Origin of the sequence: Micromonospora sp. NRRL B-16802, assembly GCF_001279555.1 — a bacterium.
In the GTDB taxonomy this organism is placed as follows: Bacteria; Actinomycetota; Actinomycetes; order Mycobacteriales; family Micromonosporaceae; genus Micromonospora; species Micromonospora profundi.
In genome coordinates this window covers 334,922-350,566 of record NZ_LGEB01000053.1, presented here as the reverse complement: position 1 = coordinate 350,566, position 15,645 = coordinate 334,922, and the positions used below count along the sequence as shown (strand labels likewise).

Genomic DNA, 15,645 nt, shown 5'->3' with positions numbered 1-15,645 from the left:
AGCTGTGCGCAATACGGCTCGTTACATCCGTATTTCGCGCGTCATTCTGCGCGAACCGGGGTGGCTGTGGCAACCGGCCGTCCGTTCGCGCAGGTCTGTCTTTTGCGCCCACCCAGTTTCGCGCACTAGTGTGCACGCAATCAATCACCGTTCGTGCAGTCAGTGGAGGGCCCTCGGTGGACCGGTACGCCAGATGGAACGCCCTGCTCGAAATGCTGACCGACAACGGCCGGGTGAGCGTCGAGGCGGCAGCCGAGCGGCTGGACGTCTCCCAGGCCACCATCCGACGTGACTTCGACCAGCTCGCCCAGCAGCAGATGATCACCCGCACGCGGGGTGGCGCGGTCGCCAACGGGGTCTCGTACGACCTGCCGCTGCGCTACAAGACGGCAAAGCACTCGGCGGAGAAGCAGCGGATAGGCGCCGCTGCCGCCGCGCTCGTCACGCCCGGCACTGTGGTCGGCCTGAACGGTGGCACCACGAGCACCGAGGTGGCCCGGGCGCTCGCCGTGCGGCCGGACCTGAACACCAGCGCCGAGGGCGCCCAGCTCACTGTGGTGACAAACGCGCTGAACATCGCCAACGAGCTGCTCGTGCGGTCCCGGATGAAGGTGGTTGTGGCCGGCGGGGTGGTACGCCCGAAGTCGTTCGAACTCGTCGGCCCGCTGGGCGGGGCGCTGCTGCGCGAGGTCACGCTTGACGTCGCGTTGCTGGGCGTCGACGCCATCGACCCGCAGCTCGGCGCGGCTGCCCACCACGAGGGGGAGGCCGCCATGAACAACCTCATGGTGGCCCGCGCCAAGCGCGTGGTGATCATCGCGGACTCGTCCAAGCTGGGTGGTCACGCCTTCGCCCGGATCTGCCCGGTCGAGCGGGTCGAGACCCTGGTCACCGACTCCGGTGCCGCACCCGAGGTGGTGGACGCCTTCCGGGCGGCGGGAGTGCAGGTCGTCTGCGCCTGAGCGGTCACGCTCCGTCGATGGAATACATCGATCGGCGCGTCGATGCATACCGGGTATTGCGCGCGCCTGCATACCGCGTATGGTGTCGGCTGTCACGCCCACCATCGGGGGAGGTGCAGCTTGCCAGCTGTCCTGGAGATCGAAGGTCTACGTAAGACGTACAAGAGTCGTCGACGAGGCACCCGCAACGCGCTCGACGGCTTCGACATGCGGGTCGAGGCAGGGCAGGTGCACGGCTTCCTCGGCCCCAACGGGTCCGGTAAGACGACTACCCTGCGCACACTGCTCGGTCTGATCCGGCCCGACGGTGGTCGGATGGCGTTGCTCGGCCACGAGGTGCCCCACGCGCTGTCCACCGTCGCCAGCCAGGTCGGCGCGATCGTCGAGAGCCCGCAGTTCTTCCCGCACTTCACGGCCCGCGACACGCTGTCCCTGCTGGCCAGCGCGGGCGAGGTGCCCGCCGTCCGCGTGGACGAGGCCCTGGAGATGGTCGGGCTGCGCGATCGGGCCGGCGAGCGTGTCAAGACGTACTCGCTTGGAATGAAGCAGCGGCTCGCCGTCGCCTCCGCCCTGCTGAAGGACCCGAAGCTGCTCATCCTCGACGAGCCGGCGAACGGCCTCGACCCGGGCGGCATCCGCGAGATGCGCACGCTGATGCGGACACTCGCCGAACACGGCATGACAGTCGTGCTGTCCAGCCACATCCTCGGCGAGATCCAGCTGATCTGCGACTCGGTCACCATCATCTCGCTCGGTCGGAGGGTCGCCTTCGGGCCGGTCGACGAGGTGCTCGCACAGCACTCGTCCGGCGGAGTCCGGGTCCGGCTGGAGGCGGTCAGCGACCTGCCGGCGGCCACCGACGCGCTCACCCGGGCCGGCGTCCGGGTCACCGGGCACCCGGACCACCTGATCCTGACCGGCGTCGACAAGCCGGCCACCGTCACACGTCTGCTCGCCGAGCAGCACCTCTACGTCAGCGAGCTGGCTCCGATAGCGGTCGACCTGGAGAGCGTCTTCCTGGAACTCACCGCCACCGCGCCGGTACCCGGTCAGAACCGGCAGGTCGACCAGTCCACAAAGGTCGGTGGGACGGGCCAGCCCGGTGCCGCCGCAGGAGGGTGGGGCGCGTGAGCCTCTATCGTACGGAGCTGCGCCGGCTCGCCAAGCGGCGCTTCACCCGCTACATGTCGCTGCTCGGCCTGCTGGTGCTGGCCGCAGTGGTGGTCGGTGTCTTCTTCACCAACCAGAAGATCGACGCTGCTCAGCTCGCCAAGGCCGAGCGTCAGGCCGACCAGCAGCACCAGGAGCAGGTGCGCTGGAGCGAGCAGGAGCGTGTCGAGTGCGAGCGGGCCAAGGCAGCCGGCACACCGAACGACGGCCGCTACCCCGCCGACTGCTCGGTGATCACGGCGCCGAGCCGCGACCAGATCGAGGCGAAGTGGTTCCTGCCTTCGACCTTCAACTTCCGCGAGACGTTCGACGAGACGCTGGTCCCGTTCGCGGCGATCCTCGCGCTTGTCGGATTCGTGATCGGCGCGTCCTTCATCGGCGCCGAGTGGAGCACCGGCGGCATGATGAACCTGCTGCTCTGGCGACCGAAGCGGCTCACCGTACTGCTCACCAAGCTGGCCGCGCTGCTCACCGGCGTCCTGGCGGTGACATTGCCCGCCGCGGTGCTCTGGTTCGCCGGGTTCTGGGCGGTCGCGACATTCCGCGGCAGCACCGAGAAGATGACCTCCGGGGCCTGGCAGTCGTTCGCCCTGACCGGGTTGCGCGGCGTGGTGCTGGTGCTTGCGGTCACCACCATCGGATTCGCGCTGGCCTCGCTCGGACGGCACACGGCGATGGCCCTCGGTGGTGTCGTCGCGCTGATGGTGGTCGGCCAGTTCGGGCTGGGCATCCTCCTCGAGATGGCGAGCGTACGGTTCGCCGAGGCATGGCTGCTGCCCACGTACGCGCTGGCGTGGATGACCAAGAAGATCACCCTGGAGGACTGGAACTCCTGCAACGCGAACTACTACGGCGAGTGCAATCCGGCCACCATGGACATCACCTGGCAGCAGTCGTCTGTGCTGTTCTCGGTCGGCGTCGTGGTGATCCTCGGCGCGGCGCTCTGGGCGATGCGGCGGCGCGACATCTCCTGATTAGCGTCAGCCCGACAGGAAACAACAGCGCGCGGCCGGTCCGGCCCGTCGGTCATCCGACGAGCGGGGCCGGCCGTGCCGGCTGCTGCGACCTTGGTCGTCCCTGGTTAGGCTGAACGTCATGCCCGCCGACGCCTCCCCGGCCGCCCCCGAGCCGTCCATCGACGCTCGTCCGGGCGACACGACGGGCGCCGGCTCGCCGAGCGTTCCGACGCCCCGGCCGGCACCACAGGTCGAGAGCACCGACGACGCCGGGCTGGACGACGACATTGGGCTGGACGACGAGATTGCGGCCGAACCCGCCGAACTCGCCGAACCGGCCGCCGCGGGACTGACAGCGCGGGAACTGGCGATCCTCGCCTTCGAGCAGCAGTGGTGGCGGCACGCCGGTGCCAAGGAGCAGGCCGTCCGGGACACGTTCGGGCTCTCCTCGACGCGCTACTACCAGCTGCTCAACGGGCTGTTGGACAATCCGGCGGCGCTCGCGGCCGACCCCGTGCTGATCGGCCGTCTCCGCCGGCTGCGCTCGTCACGCGCCCGTAACCGCCGCCGCTGAGCGGACATCCGTCCTCCGTGCGCCCCGCAGCGGGCGTCGCATTCGTACCGACCATGCCCGGTTGAGTACGCCGTCCCCGGTGCCCGGTCCGCCGCAGTCGACCAAAGCATGTCGCCAGGCCGGACGGGTAGGCACCGGGGAGACCGAGCCGCTGCTCAGCGGCTGCGGTCCGACGGGGGGAGGGATCATGACGGGTGCCAACCCGAGCCGGCCATCGCAAGGTGCGACCGGCAGAGCCCAACAGGCACGGCAGGAGGCGTCCCAGGTCGGACACCAGGCCGCCCAGGCCGGCGGCCAGGTTGCCCACGCCGCCGCCGAGCAGGGTGGGCAGGTGGCCGCCGAGGCGCGCCAACAGGCCCGGCACCTGACCGGGGAGGCCACCAATCAGCTTCAGGAACAGGCCCGGTCTCAGCAGCAGCGGGCCGTCGACGGTCTGCGCGGCCTGGGCCAGGGGTTCCACAACATGGCCGAACGGGATGGTGACTCCGGCCTGGCAGGCCAGGCGGTCCGCCGGGCAGCCGACGCCGCCGACCGCGCCGCCGGTTGGCTCGACGGACGGGAGCCCGGTGAGGTGCTGGACGACGTGCGGACGTACGCCCGGCAGCATCCCGGCACCTTCCTCGCTGGCGCGGCCGTGGCCGGGCTGCTGGTCGGACGGCTCACCCGTGGCCTGACCGGCGGTGGCGGCGGCGTGGCGATGTCCAGCGAGCCACCTCCACCACAGGGCGAGACAGCCGGCGCGCGACCGCAGCCGTACAGCGGGGCTGCTCGGGCGCAGAACACCTCGCCGCCTGGCCAGCCGGAACGGGACGTGCCGGGTGGGGTGGCACCGTGAGCGCCCCGGAGAAGGAACGGACCCAGGCGTCCGTTGGCGACCTGATGGGTGACGTGACCAGGGACCTCTCCACGCTGATGCGCAAGGAGGTCGAACTGGCCAAGGCCGAACTCCGCGAGGAGGCCACCCAGGCTGGCAAGGCCGGTGGCATGTTCGGCGGGGCGGGGCTGGCCGGGTTCCTGGCCGTGCTGTTCGTGTCGTACGCCGTCTGGTGGGGTCTGTCCAACACGATGGACGAGGGCTGGGCCGCGCTTATCGTCGCGATCATCTGGGGCGTCATCGCCGGCGGCCTCTTCGTCAACGCGCGGAACCAGGCGCGCCAGTTGCGTGCCGTACTGCCGCGGACGAAGCAGAGCGCACAGGAAATACCGGACGCCCTGCGGGGCCGGTGACCACGTCGCGAGGGGAGCAGGTCATGTCGAGTGATCCGGATCGGATCCGGCGGGAGATCGAGACGACCCGCAACGAGTTGAGCAACGACATCGACGCGTTGACCGACAAGATGAACCCGCGTCGCATCGCCGGTGACCGCGTGGGAGAGGCCCGTGGCGCGTTCACCCGAGCGAAGGAGAAGGTGATGGGCAGCACGAGCCACAACCGTCAGCAGTCCAGCGAGCGGATGTCGCACATGGCCAATTCGGTCCGCGACGAGGCCCGGTCGTTGGGGCACCAGTCGCAGGGTGCGGTCTACTCGGCCCGGAACGAGGCCCGGTCACTCGGTCGGCAGTCCCGCGAGCAGGCGCAGGGCAACCCACTCGCGGCAGGGCTTGTCGCCTTCGGTGTCGGCCTGCTGGCCGCCTCCCTGGTCCCGCCGAGCGGGCGGGAGCGGCAGTTGGCCGGGCGGGCCCGCGACATGGTGAGCGAACACTCCGATCAGCTGCGCGACCAGGCGAGCCAGGTCGGCCACCAGGTCCGGGACAACCTGCGGGAGCCTGCCCAGCAGGCGGCGCAGTCGGTGCGGTCCTCCGCCGAGCAGGGGATGTCCACGGTTCGGGAGCAGGGCCGGTCCTCCGCCGGGCAGGTGCAGGGGCAGACGCATGCGGCCGTCGACGACCTCCGGCAGCGATGACCCGGTCGGCCGGGCGGGGTCGGCGCCGATGATGCGGGTACGTACCGCGTCCGCGCCGGCCCCCGGCCGCGAGGTGAACGAGGATCTTGCCTTCCAGGTCGGCCCGCTGGTCGGCGTCCTGGACGGCGCGACAGTGCCGGACGGCTTCGACACCGGATGCGTGCACGGGCCGGAGTGGTACGTCAGGCACCTGGCCGCCCGGATCGCGGTGGCCGAGTCGGTACGCCCGGCGGCCCGGCTGACGAGCAACCTGGCCGCGGCCATCCTCGCCGTCCGCGCCGACCACGGGGGGCAGTGCGACCTCGACCACCCTGGTACGCCGTCCAGCACCGTGTGCCTGCTGCGGGACCGTGGTGACCAGGTGGACTACCTGGTGCTCTGCGACAGCCCGCTGGTGCTCGACGAAGGCGGCCACATCAGCGTGGTGACCGACGACCGGCTGGAGGTGGCGATGGCCGAACTGCGGCAGATGGTCGCGACCGTGCCGGCCGGGGCTGTGGACCCGGTCACCCGGTTCCGGCACGCGGTGGGCGTCCAGCGGGAGCGGATGAACCGTACCCACGGCTACTGGGTCGCGGCGGCCGACCCGGACGCGGCGTTCCACGCGGTGACCGGTTCGGTGCCCCGGCACGGCCCGGGGGCGCTGCGCCGGGCGGCGCTGCTCAGCGACGGCGCGTCCAGCGCGGTCGAGCAGTTCGGGTTGACCGACTGGCCAGGGTTGCTGGACCAGTTGAGCGCCGACGGGCCGGCGGCGCTCATCGACCGGGTCCGGGCCGCCGAGCGCGACCACGCCGACCGGCTACGCCGGCACAAGGCCACCGACGACGCCTCGGTGGTGTTCTGCGAGTTCGAGTCCGCCGTTTGAACTCCTGTCACCCCGAAGGGGTGGCAACGGAGCGTGAGGAGGAACACCCCGAGCGCCCGACCGGCCGGTACCGGTGACCGGACCGCCAGTGCAAGGCCAATGGGGTGGACTTCAGCCCATGAGGACGGCAGACTGCGGCACGTGCCAGGTGCGGTCCGGCTGGAGCCGGTGGACGAGCGGAACCTCGAGTCGTTGCTCTCAGTAGCGGCTGCTGAAGCCGAACCCCATGACGTGATGCCCCCGGTCGAGGCGCCTGCCGGCTGGTCGCTCGCCCGTCGGGAGGCGTTCCGGAACTACCACCGGGGAAGCTTCGGCGGCCTGGACGGCCCGACCGGTTCGCAGATGTACGCCGTCACTGTCGGCGGCGAGGTGCTGGGCATGATCAGGATGACTCGCTGTGATGAGCCGGGCACGGTGGAGGCCGGGATGTGGCTCGGCAGGTCCGCGCGCGGGCAGGGGATCGGCGCCGCCGCACTGCGGGGGCTGCTCATCGCCGCGGCCGGGGCCGGCATGCGAAACGTGGTGGCCGAGACGACCCCTGACAACGCCGGGGCGATCGCGGTCCTCCAGAAGTGCGGCGCGACGCTGCGCGAGGCCGGCGGGAAGGTGCACGCCGAGATCTGCCTCGACTCGACGCCGCCCGCGCGCTGAAGCCCGACGCCGCCCGCGCGCTGAGGCCCCGCGTGACTGGCCGCCGCGCCTGTCACCCCCGCTCGGCGGCGTACCTGGCGAGCCACTCCACCTGAGCCGGGTCCAGCGACGGACGGACCCGTTCCCGCGCGATGGCCACGTGCGCGGCGGTGACGGTGGCGGCGGCCAGCGACTCCCGCATCGCCGCGAGCGCCGCCTCCCGGACCAGCGCCGCGCAGTCCGCGGCCGAGAACCCGGTCAGCTCCTCGCCGAGGGCGGCCAGGTCGACGTCGGGTGCCAGCGGCACGTGTCGGGACGCGGCCCGCAGGATCTCCGCGCGCGCCTCCGCGTCCGGCGGCGGCACGTAGACAAGCCGCCCCAACCGGCCCGGCCGCAGCAGCGCCGGGTCGACCAGGTCCGGACGGTTCGTCGCGCCGATGACCACCACGTTGCGCAGGGTCTCCACCCCGTCCAGTTCGGTGAGAAGGGCGGCGACCACCCGGTCCGTCGTGCCCCCGTCGGTGGACTGCCCGCGTACCGGGGCCAGCGCGTCCATCTCGTCCAGGAAGATCAGCGTCGGCGCCGCCTCCCGGGCACGGCGGAACAGCTCACGTACGGCGCGTTCGCTCTCACCCACCCACTTGGAGAGCAGCTCGGCACCTTTCACCGACAGCACGTTCGCCCGACCCGACCCGGCCAGGGCCGTCACCAGGTACGTCTTGCCGCAGCCGGGCGGGCCGTAGAGCAGCACACCGCGGGGCGGCTGCACGCCGAGCCGGGCGAAGGTGTCCGGGTACGTAAGCGGCCAGAGCACCGACTCGGTCAGCGTCTGCTTGACCTCGTCGAGCCCACCCACGTCGTCAAGGGTCACCGAGGCCAACTCCAGTGTCGACGCGGCCATCGTCGTGGGCCGGACCACCTCCAGGGCGGCGGTGAAATCGGCCATCGACACGGTCGGCGTCTGGGCGGACTTCTGCCGCAGCGCGGCGCGTACCCCGGCCTCCCGGACCAGCGCGGCCAGGTCCGCCGCGACGAACCCGGGGGTGCGCCCGGCCACCTCGTCGAGCCGGACGTCGTCGGCGAGCGGCACCTGCCGGGTCAGGACGCCGAGCTGCTCGCGGCGCAGGGCCGGGTCGGGCAGCGGGATGCTGATCCGCAGCGACAGCAGGTCGGGTGCACGCAGCGCCGGGTCGACAGCCTCGGGCCGGCTGGTGGTGCAGACCACTGCGACGCCAGCCCGGACGCTCTCCGCGAGCACCTGCCGGAACACAGTGGCCAGCGGGCCGGGCTCGTCCGCCGGGGCCAGCGCCTCCAGGTCGGTGACCAGCAGCACCGCCGGCCCGTCGGCGCGGGCTGCCGTCGCCACGGCCCGCAGCCGGTCGGCGGCCGCCTGGTTGCTCAGCGCTGCCACCTCCGGCGCCCACAGAGGGTGTACGCGTGCACCGACCTTGGCCGCGACGGCCCGGACCAGCGCCGACTTGCCCGAGCCTGCCGGCCCGCCGAGCAGCACACCGAGCGAGATGGTGGTGCCCAACCGGCCCAGCACCTCCTGGTGGTGGAAGCCGAGATCCAGGAGCTCGGTCAGCTCCTCGGCCTGGGTTCGCAGCCCGGGCAGCTCGTCCACGTCGGGCGCGTCGTCCACGTCTTCTGTCTCCGGCGCGAGGGCCGCGTCCGCCGGGGCGTCACGCCGAGCGGTCGGGCTGGCGTCGGCCGGAGCGGAGGACCGGCCGGCGGTCGGGCCGTGGGTGGCCCGGCCGTACTCCCAGCCGACCTGCGTGTCCATGGTGACCAGCGACCCGGCGGACGGCTCGACGGCGACAACGGTGAGCAGGGTGCTGGTCCAGGCGAACCCGATCGTCGTGGACAGGCTGCGGCGGGCCGCCTCGACCAGGCTGCGCACCGAGGCGTCCGGCAGCACGTCCTGCGGCAGCAGCGACACGTCGTCGCCGACCGTGAGCACCTTGCCCAGCAGGGCCAGCCGGAGCATCTCCGGACTGACCGCCGCGACCACCTCCACAGGCCCGGCCAGTGTGACCCGGCCCGCCGGGGTCAACGGCAGCGGCGACACCCGCACCTGACCGCCGTCGCGCAGCCCCAGGTTGCCGAGTGTCAGGTCATCGGCGTACAGCAGGGCACTGCTCGCGCCCGCGTCGGCCGCCGCGACGATCCCGGCGGTCTCCCGGCGGCCGGCCAGCCGGACCGGGTCACCGGGGCGTAGCCCCAGCGCGGTCAGCGCCTCCGGGTGCAGCCGTACGATGCCCCGTCGGGCGTCCAGCGCCGCGGGCCGCAGGCTCGCGATCAGAGTCAGGTCGGGTTGCGCCACCGCCCGACCGTAGCCGCCGCAGGCCAGCCGTGACGATCAGCGCCCCGGATCCACATCGTCAAGCAGCGTCGGATCGCGCCGGATCAACTCAGCCAGGCGGGCCGCCGGGTCCGGCGTCAACCCGTGCGGGCCGGGTGTCCAGGCCGCCACCGTCCGGCCGGACAGCGGCCACGACGGTGGCGGCTCCACTGGTGCCGCCGGTGCCGGACCGACAGTGACGTCCTGGCCGTCCCAGTCGACCCGCAGCGGGTACGTCCGGCCGTCGTGCTCGACGTGGACGGTCACCGCCAGCCCCGGGTGGGCGCCGACGACCTCGCGCACCGCCTCGACCACCGCCTCGACCGGCCCCCAACCGGCCACGTCGGCGGTGTCGTCCCGCCCGGCGTGTCGAGCGTCATGGCGGCCCGACCCGGTGGCGTCGACCCGACCACCCGGGCCATGCTCCGGGCCACCGGCCGGACGCGGCGTCGAGGTGTCGTCACGGTCACTGGTCCTGCGGCGCAGTGCCTCCTCGCGCCGGGCCAGCCGGGCCAGCGTGTCGCCCAGGTCGCCTCTCACCCGATCACCCCTTCCCGCCACGACCGGAGCCGGTCGGCTCAGGCCCAACTGTCCGGGCCGGAGCCGGTCGGCTCAGGCCCTACCTGTCCCGGGTCGCCCGGTCCAACGCGCGGTCCAGGACGACCAGCAGGGCGTCCCGCACCGACAGTCGATCCCGGGCGTCGAACTGCACCAGGGGTACGTGGTCACCGATGGCGAGCGCCCAGCGGATCTCACCCAACTCCAGGGCCAGTCGACCGTCGAACGCGTTGACGCCGACCACGAACGGCAACCCGGCCTGCTCGAAGAAGTCGACCGCCGGGAAGCAGTCGTCAAGCCGGGCGCTGTCGACCACCACAAGCGCACCGAGCGCGCCCCGGGCCAGGTCGTCCCACATGAAGCCGAACCGCGCCTGCCCCGGCGTACCGAACAGGTAGAGCTTCAGGCTGCGGTCGATGGTCACGCAACCGAAATCCATCGCCACCGTGGTCGTGGTCTTGGCCGACCGGATGCCGGGGTCGTCCACGCCGATCCCCGCGCTTGTCATCTCGGCCTCGGTGGTCAACGGCGCGATCTCGGAGATCGCCCCCACGGTGGTGGTCTTACCCACCCCGAAACCGCCGGCGACGAGGATCTTCACAGGTATCGGTGGAGACGCGGGCGGGCGGCCGGGCGGCAGCGACGGCGCGGCACTCGGCACCGGCCGGTACGGCGGTGGCGGAGGCGCGGTCGGCGGCGGGCCGACGCGCCCGAGCATGGGATCGGTACCTGGCGACGTGCCGTAACGGGCGGCGGCGCTGTTGCCGGCGAGACCCCCGATCGGGGCGACCGGCCATTCAGGAGATCGCACGGAGTCCATCAATCACTCGCAGGATGAGGTCGGGGTTGAAGGCGTCGTTGCCATCGGTGACGTGCACGTCCAGGTGACCGGCGGCGCGCAGGTCGCCGACCAGGACACGGGTCACGCCGAAGTGCAGCCGGGTCCGGGCCGACAACTCGGCCACGGAGATCGGCTCTGCGCAGAGCGCGATGATCGCCTGAAGCTCCGGCGCCAGCAGGGCTGTCGACGTACCGGTCCACCGGCCGTCGTCGGCGCGCAGGGTCACCTGCGTCTCCAGCCCGATCGCCGGGTCCACGCTCTCCACCCGTCCCGAGGTGAGCACGAACGGGCGTGGACCCGCCGGACGGCCGTCGTCCGGCTCCGGCGCCGCCGGCGTACCGCCCCCACCCGGGTGCGGCGTACGCAGGTAGGGGCGGATCCGGACCCGCGGGTCCGGATCCGGATCGTCGCCGGGGACCTCCGGAGTCATTGCTGGACGGAGTTCTTCAGCTCGACGATCAGCCGCGGGGTGAGTGCCCCACCGGCCCTCCCAGCGAAGAGCGTCATCTCGTAGGCGACGGTGCCCAGGTTGGCCGACCGGTCGGCGACGACGCCGAGCACCGAACCGCTGCTGATCGCGCTGATCAGCAGGTAACCGTCGGCCATGTCGACGATCACCCGGTTCAGGCCGCCGAGCGCGTACCAACTGGCCGCCCCACCGGCGAGGCTGGTCATGCCGGAGACCACTGCGGCAAGCCGCTCGGCGTTGGACCGGTCCTTGATGGCCGACATGGCCATCAGCAGCCCGTCCGAGGAGACGGCGATCGCCTCCAGGACCCCGGCCGTGCTGGAGGTGAAGGAGTCCAGCAGCCAGTTGAACGTACGGGCCTCCGGGCTGAGGTCCCCCGCGGCGCCGGGCTGGCTCTGGTCGACGTTTTCGTGCAGGAAGGGGCTGGTCACCGTGATGATCCTTCTTCGTTCCGGCGGTCTGGACTGACTTCACGGAGAGCGCGGGCGACGCCCGCCTCGAACTCGGTGATGAGGTTGCGAACCTCGGCCGGGTCGCCGGGGTGCGGGCTGGTCGGCGGGCAGGGCGGGGTGACCGTGAGGTTCGCTCCGGGCACCCGCCTGTTGAGGTGGGGACGGTCCAGTGTGGCGTCTGCGGGGGCGCCGGTGCCCACTATCGGGTGGATGGGGTCGCCCGGCGTGGCGGGCAGGTCGATTGTGACGGTCTGCTCGGCTCGGCGTACGCCCGCCTGGACCGCCTCGACCAGTGCGCGGGCGGCGGTCGGGTCGGCGGCGGTGGCGTCGACCGGCCCGACCGGCGCGGCCGTGCTGGCCAGACTGGCACCGGGAACCCGTTGCCGGACCCGGGGTCCGCCGGGCTTGCCCGACGGTTCCCGGGCCTCCGGGGCCGTGGCCGGACGGGGTTGGCCCGTGCCGACGCGCGCGGTTCCCTGTGCTGGCCGACGGGGCAGGCCGGTGCTGGGGTCCGTCAGACCGGCCGGGGCCGGCGGCGCGGGGGCGTGCGCCGCGTCGACGGTGACCGGGGCGTCGCCGGGCTCCCGGGCCCCGAACGCGTCCCAGGACTCGCCGGATTCCAGGCTGCGGGTGGCCCTGCTGAGCAGGTCCGTCTCCAGGCTGGCCGGCGCGGCGGTGGCCGCGGTGACGGTGGCGACACGGGAAGGGGTGCTCGGCGCCGGGTCGACGGCGGCGGAGGGGCGTCGGCTCCGGTCCGGCACCGCGGCCCGAGCCACTGTCGCCCCGGCCCGGTCGGCACGGCGCACCACAAGCGACGCCGACGGGATGTCCAACTGGGCGGTCACCCCACCGCCCACCGTGGCGGTCAGGTGCACCGTCCAGCCGTGGCGGCGGGCCAACCGGCCCACCACGAAGAGGCCGAGTACCTCGGTCGGTGCGAGGTCGAGGCGTTCCCGCCGGGTGAGGCGTGCGTTCTCCTCGAACAGCCGCTGCTCGGTCATGCCGATGCCCCGGTCCACCACTGTGAGCCGGGCACCGACCTCGGACGGCTCACCGGCCACCAGCACCCGGGTGTGCGGCGGGGAGAACACCGTCGCGTTCTCCATCAGCTCGGCCAGCGCCAGGACGAGGTCGCCGACCACTGCCGGTGCGGCCGAGATGCCCGGCGGCACCTGCACCTCCACCCGGGTGTAGTCCTCGATCTCACCGAGCGCCAACCGCACCACGTCCGCCAGCGGCACCGGCGCGGTGTGCGGGTCGGCCCCGGCCGAACCGGAGAGCACCACCAGGCTGCCGGCGTTGCGCCGCAACCGGCTGGAGATGTGGTCGAGCCGGTACAGGTGCTCGAGGCGGCCCGGGTCGGCCTCCTGCTCCTCCAGCCGGTCGATCAGGGCGATCTGCCTGCCCACCAGGTTCTGGGTACGCCGCCCGACGTGACCGAACATCTGTGCCACGTTGCGCCGGCCGGCGATCTGCCGCTCGACCAGCTGCGCCGCCGTGTTCTGCACCCGGTCGAAGGCCCGGGCCAGGTCGCCGATCTCGTCGTTGGCCCGAATGTCGACAGGTTCCAGACGTACCGACTGTGCGCTCTCCGCCTCGTCGTCGGTGACCCGGATCAGCTCCGCCTCCGCGGTCCTTGCGACCCGGTCGGCGGAGCGGGTGAGGCGGGTCAGTGGCCGGGCCACGGTCCGCGCGACAGCCGCGCTCAGCAGCACCACCAGCGCAATGATCAGCACTGCGGCACCACCGACCAGGTGCGCGGCGGTCAGTGCCCGCCGTCGCTCGGCGGTGACCTCGGCGACCACGTCGGCGACAAGCTTCTTCTCGACGAACTGTCCGAGTCGGATCATCGAGCGGACGGACGGGAAGAGCGCGTCGAGCGGCACGTCGCGGACGGCGCCGGCCGGGTCCCGGGCGCTGGTGACCAGGAAGTCGGGGCTGGTACGCGCGGCGACAGCCGAGTCCAGGAGCTGGGCGACCTTGAGCTGATCGGGTGTGATCAGGCTCCGGAAGCGTCGGCTGTCCACCTGGAGGGCGGCGATGCACGCCACGTACGCGGCGCTGGCCTGCGGTGCGCCTGTCGCCTTGACCACCAGGCTCAGGGTGGCGCAGGCGCCCAGACCCTCGTCGGCGCGCAGCAGCCCGTCGAGGGCGAGCACCTGGCGGCCGGTGAGCGTGTCGGTGTCCACGCCGAAGTTCAGCCGGAGCGACTCGATGAGCCCGGTGTTGACAGGGCCGAACCCCTCCATCACCTGGATCGGGTTCGCGGTGCCGGTCAGCACTGCCGAGCGTAGATCGATGAGGCCTGACACCGCGTCGAGGGCGTACTCGACCCGGTCGGTCAGCTTCGTGTCGGCTCCGGATCGCAGGTCGGCGACCCGGTCGTCCACATCTGCGGACTTCCGGATCAGTTCGGAGCGGTCGACCCGGCGGAGCAGGAAGCCGATCGAGAGGACGCGTTCCTGCTGAAGGTCCTGAAGGAGACTGCCGACCTGGCTGGCGAGCCGTACGCGGTCGGTGATCTCGCCGGCGCGTTGCGCGGCGGCAACCCGGTCGAGCACCACGGGAACGGCGAGGCCGACCAGGCTGAGCAGGGGGATCACCACGAGCAGCGCGAGCTTGCCGCGGATCCGGAGCCTACCGAGAAGCATCGAAGGGCCCCCACTGCGCGATCTCCGTGTGCTGGGTCGCGCCGACGGGTTGCAGCGTTCGCTGGTCGGCGGGTCTGCCCGTGCCACCCGGCGGCTGCCAGGGATCACCCGTCGTCAGGTCGCCCGAGCTGTCCACGTCAGTGGTCGGCGTGGCCGCGCGTCGGTGGGCCCGGCGGGCGGCCGCGATCAGCAGTGTGGCGAGCCAGCCCAGCAGCAGCACGGCGACGGCTGCGGCACCGACTGTGATCCAGCGGTCCCGGTCCAGCCCGTCGAGCCGTTCTACGAGCAGGGCGTCGAGTTCGGCGAGGACGACCGGCTGAAGTTGCCGGGCGGCGTTGCGCGAGTTGAGCGCGGCGGCGGCCAGTTGACCGGGATCCACCGCGCCGGTGCCGGCGGCCGGGGTCGAGTACGCGGCAAGCGCCTCCACCGACCGCTGGTAGGCGTCAAGTGGGGTCAGCACGTTCGCGCCCAGGTCGGTGCTCTCCGAGCTGTCCACCGCCGATCGCAGGTTGTCCACCACGCCGTTGGCGGGGGCGAGGGCGGATACCCGCACGCTGGTCAGTTCGATGAGGCCGCGGGTCCGTTCGGCGGCGGGCCGGCGGCTGACGAGCGTGCCCAGGTCGGCGAGCCGGCCGGCGCCCACCATCGCCTCGGGCAGTTCCTGGCCGACGCTGTCCTGGAGGAAGTACGAGTCGGCGCCGGGATCACGGACCAGCCCGGAGCTCTCCCGGACCTTGTCGTGCAGGTCGAGCAGCAGGTCGGTGACCTCGCCGTACGCGGTGTAGGCGGATTCCGGGTCGGCGGGGCGGCGGTCGCGCAGCGCTTCCAGTTTGGCCCGGAGCCCGGCCCAGCGTTCCTGGCTGCGCAGTTCGACGCCGATGCGGGCGTCCAGCGTGGCGGCCTGCTCGACGGCGCGGGTCAGCGGCTCACCGGGGACGGGCCGGCCGCTGACGGCGGCCGACTGGGCCTCCACAAGGGCTTCGGTGATCGGGGCGAGGGCGCGCAGGTACTCCACGCCCAGCCGTGCCCGGGAGGCCTGGTCCCGATTCTCGCCGGTGTGTTGCCAGCTCTGGGTGAGCAGCAAGCCCACCGGGGCCAGGAGCGCGGCGATGAGCAGCAGCGGCAGCATTCGGCCCAGCGTGGACGTCCGTCGACGGGCCCGCGGCGCGGGAACTGTCATGGTGTGTCTCCTCCGGCGTCGGGCGGGGGTCGACGCGGTTTCGGGTTCATCGATGAGTCCCGTCCGCCGGACCGGAAAACTAACCGAAGCCG

Annotated in this window: 16 protein-coding genes; 9 read left to right on the top strand and 7 right to left on the bottom strand. The window is 72.4% G+C overall.

The window, feature by feature from the left end; genetic code table 11:
* The first annotated feature begins 176 nt into the window (after positions 1–176).
* The 9 genes from ADK66_RS11955 (at position 177) to ADK66_RS11915 (ending at position 7,082) form a co-directional block, all read left to right on the top strand.
* On the top strand, positions 177–962 hold the full coding sequence (locus ADK66_RS11955; protein ID WP_053654382.1) for a DeoR/GlpR family DNA-binding transcription regulator: 786 nt from the start codon (positions 177–179) through the stop codon (positions 960–962).
* A 120-nt stretch (positions 963–1,082) separates the two neighbouring features.
* Positions 1,083–2,093: an ABC transporter ATP-binding protein gene (locus ADK66_RS11950; protein ID WP_053654380.1), complete on the top strand. Its 1,011-nt coding sequence runs from the start codon at positions 1,083–1,085 to the stop codon at positions 2,091–2,093.
* Positions 2,090–3,106, top strand: coding sequence for an ABC transporter permease subunit (locus ADK66_RS11945; protein ID WP_053655030.1), 1,017 nt, complete (start codon positions 2,090–2,092; stop codon positions 3,104–3,106). Before ADK66_RS11950 ends, ADK66_RS11945 begins: the two co-directional genes overlap by 4 nt.
* Positions 3,107–3,227: 121 nt before the next feature.
* A complete protein-coding gene (locus ADK66_RS11940; RefSeq protein ID WP_053654378.1) occupies positions 3,228–3,662 on the top strand; it encodes a DUF3263 domain-containing protein in 435 nt (144 codons plus the stop codon).
* A gap of 187 nt (positions 3,663–3,849) precedes the next feature.
* Positions 3,850–4,497 (top strand): hypothetical protein, encoded by a 648-nt coding sequence (locus ADK66_RS11935; RefSeq protein ID WP_053654375.1) that lies wholly within the window; start codon positions 3,850–3,852, stop codon positions 4,495–4,497.
* Positions 4,494–4,889 carry a phage holin family protein gene (locus ADK66_RS11930; protein WP_053654373.1) on the top strand — a complete coding sequence of 132 codons (396 nt, stop codon included), beginning with the start codon at positions 4,494–4,496 and terminating at the stop codon, positions 4,887–4,889. Before ADK66_RS11935 ends, ADK66_RS11930 begins: the two co-directional genes overlap by 4 nt.
* Before the next feature lie 23 nt (positions 4,890–4,912).
* A complete protein-coding gene (locus ADK66_RS11925) occupies positions 4,913–5,566 on the top strand; it encodes a DUF3618 domain-containing protein (RefSeq protein ID WP_053654371.1) in 654 nt (217 codons plus the stop codon).
* On the top strand, positions 5,535–6,431 hold the full coding sequence (locus ADK66_RS11920; RefSeq protein WP_053654369.1) for a hypothetical protein: 897 nt from the start codon (positions 5,535–5,537) through the stop codon (positions 6,429–6,431). Before ADK66_RS11925 ends, ADK66_RS11920 begins: the two co-directional genes overlap by 32 nt.
* A 141-nt stretch (positions 6,432–6,572) precedes the next feature.
* Positions 6,573–7,082, top strand: coding sequence for a GNAT family N-acetyltransferase (locus ADK66_RS11915; RefSeq protein ID WP_157552408.1), 510 nt, complete (start codon positions 6,573–6,575; stop codon positions 7,080–7,082).
* Positions 7,083–7,134: 52 nt separating this feature from the next.
* Here the strand turns inward: ADK66_RS11915 and ADK66_RS11910 are convergent, their stop codons facing one another.
* The 7 genes from ADK66_RS11910 to ADK66_RS11880 form a co-directional block, all read right to left on the bottom strand.
* Complete coding sequence (locus tag ADK66_RS11910) at positions 7,135–9,384, bottom strand: AAA family ATPase (RefSeq protein WP_053654365.1); 2,250 nt, start codon at positions 9,382–9,384, stop codon at positions 7,135–7,137.
* Between the two features lie 36 nt (positions 9,385–9,420).
* Positions 9,421–9,942, bottom strand: a complete 522-nt coding sequence (locus tag ADK66_RS11905; protein WP_053654362.1) for a hypothetical protein — start codon at positions 9,940–9,942, stop codon at positions 9,421–9,423.
* Between the two features lie 79 nt (positions 9,943–10,021).
* Positions 10,022–10,780: an ATP/GTP-binding protein gene (locus ADK66_RS11900; protein WP_197281491.1), complete on the bottom strand. Its 759-nt coding sequence runs from the start codon at positions 10,778–10,780 to the stop codon at positions 10,022–10,024.
* Positions 10,758–11,231, bottom strand: a complete 474-nt coding sequence (locus ADK66_RS11895; RefSeq protein ID WP_053654360.1) for a DUF742 domain-containing protein — start codon at positions 11,229–11,231, stop codon at positions 10,758–10,760. Before ADK66_RS11895 ends, ADK66_RS11900 begins: the two co-directional genes overlap by 23 nt.
* Positions 11,228–11,701: a roadblock/LC7 domain-containing protein gene (locus ADK66_RS11890; protein WP_053654358.1), complete on the bottom strand. Its 474-nt coding sequence runs from the start codon at positions 11,699–11,701 to the stop codon at positions 11,228–11,230. The genes ADK66_RS11895 and ADK66_RS11890 overlap by 4 nt, the downstream gene beginning before the upstream one ends.
* Positions 11,698–14,373 carry a sensor histidine kinase gene (locus tag ADK66_RS11885; RefSeq protein ID WP_053654355.1) on the bottom strand — a complete coding sequence of 892 codons (2,676 nt, stop codon included), beginning with the start codon at positions 14,371–14,373 and terminating at the stop codon, positions 11,698–11,700. The genes ADK66_RS11890 and ADK66_RS11885 overlap by 4 nt, the downstream gene beginning before the upstream one ends.
* On the bottom strand, positions 14,360–15,553 hold the full coding sequence (locus ADK66_RS11880) for a hypothetical protein (protein WP_053654353.1): 1,194 nt from the start codon (positions 15,551–15,553) through the stop codon (positions 14,360–14,362). The genes ADK66_RS11885 and ADK66_RS11880 overlap by 14 nt, the downstream gene beginning before the upstream one ends.
* Between the last annotated feature and the right edge of the window lie 92 nt (positions 15,554–15,645).

Excerpts from the sequence above, each read along its gene's own strand:
- ADK66_RS11900 (WP_197281491.1), bottom strand. The coding sequence starts at position 10,780 with ATGGACTCCGTGCGATCTCCTGAATGGCCGGTCGCCCCGATCGGGGGT.
- ADK66_RS11895 (WP_053654360.1), bottom strand. The coding sequence starts at position 11,231 with ATGACTCCGGAGGTCCCCGGCGACGATCCGGATCCGGACCCGCGGGTC.
- ADK66_RS11885 (WP_053654355.1), bottom strand. The coding sequence starts at position 14,373 with ATGCTTCTCGGTAGGCTCCGGATCCGCGGCAAGCTCGCGCTGCTCGTG.
- ADK66_RS11920 (WP_053654369.1), top strand. The coding sequence starts at position 5,535 with ATGCGGCCGTCGACGACCTCCGGCAGCGATGACCCGGTCGGCCGGGCG.
- ADK66_RS11935 (WP_053654375.1), top strand. The coding sequence starts at position 3,850 with ATGACGGGTGCCAACCCGAGCCGGCCATCGCAAGGTGCGACCGGCAGA.
- ADK66_RS11880 (WP_053654353.1), bottom strand. The coding sequence starts at position 15,553 with ATGACAGTTCCCGCGCCGCGGGCCCGTCGACGGACGTCCACGCTGGGC.
- ADK66_RS11940 (WP_053654378.1), top strand. The coding sequence starts at position 3,228 with ATGCCCGCCGACGCCTCCCCGGCCGCCCCCGAGCCGTCCATCGACGCT.
- ADK66_RS11925 (WP_053654371.1), top strand. The coding sequence starts at position 4,913 with ATGTCGAGTGATCCGGATCGGATCCGGCGGGAGATCGAGACGACCCGC.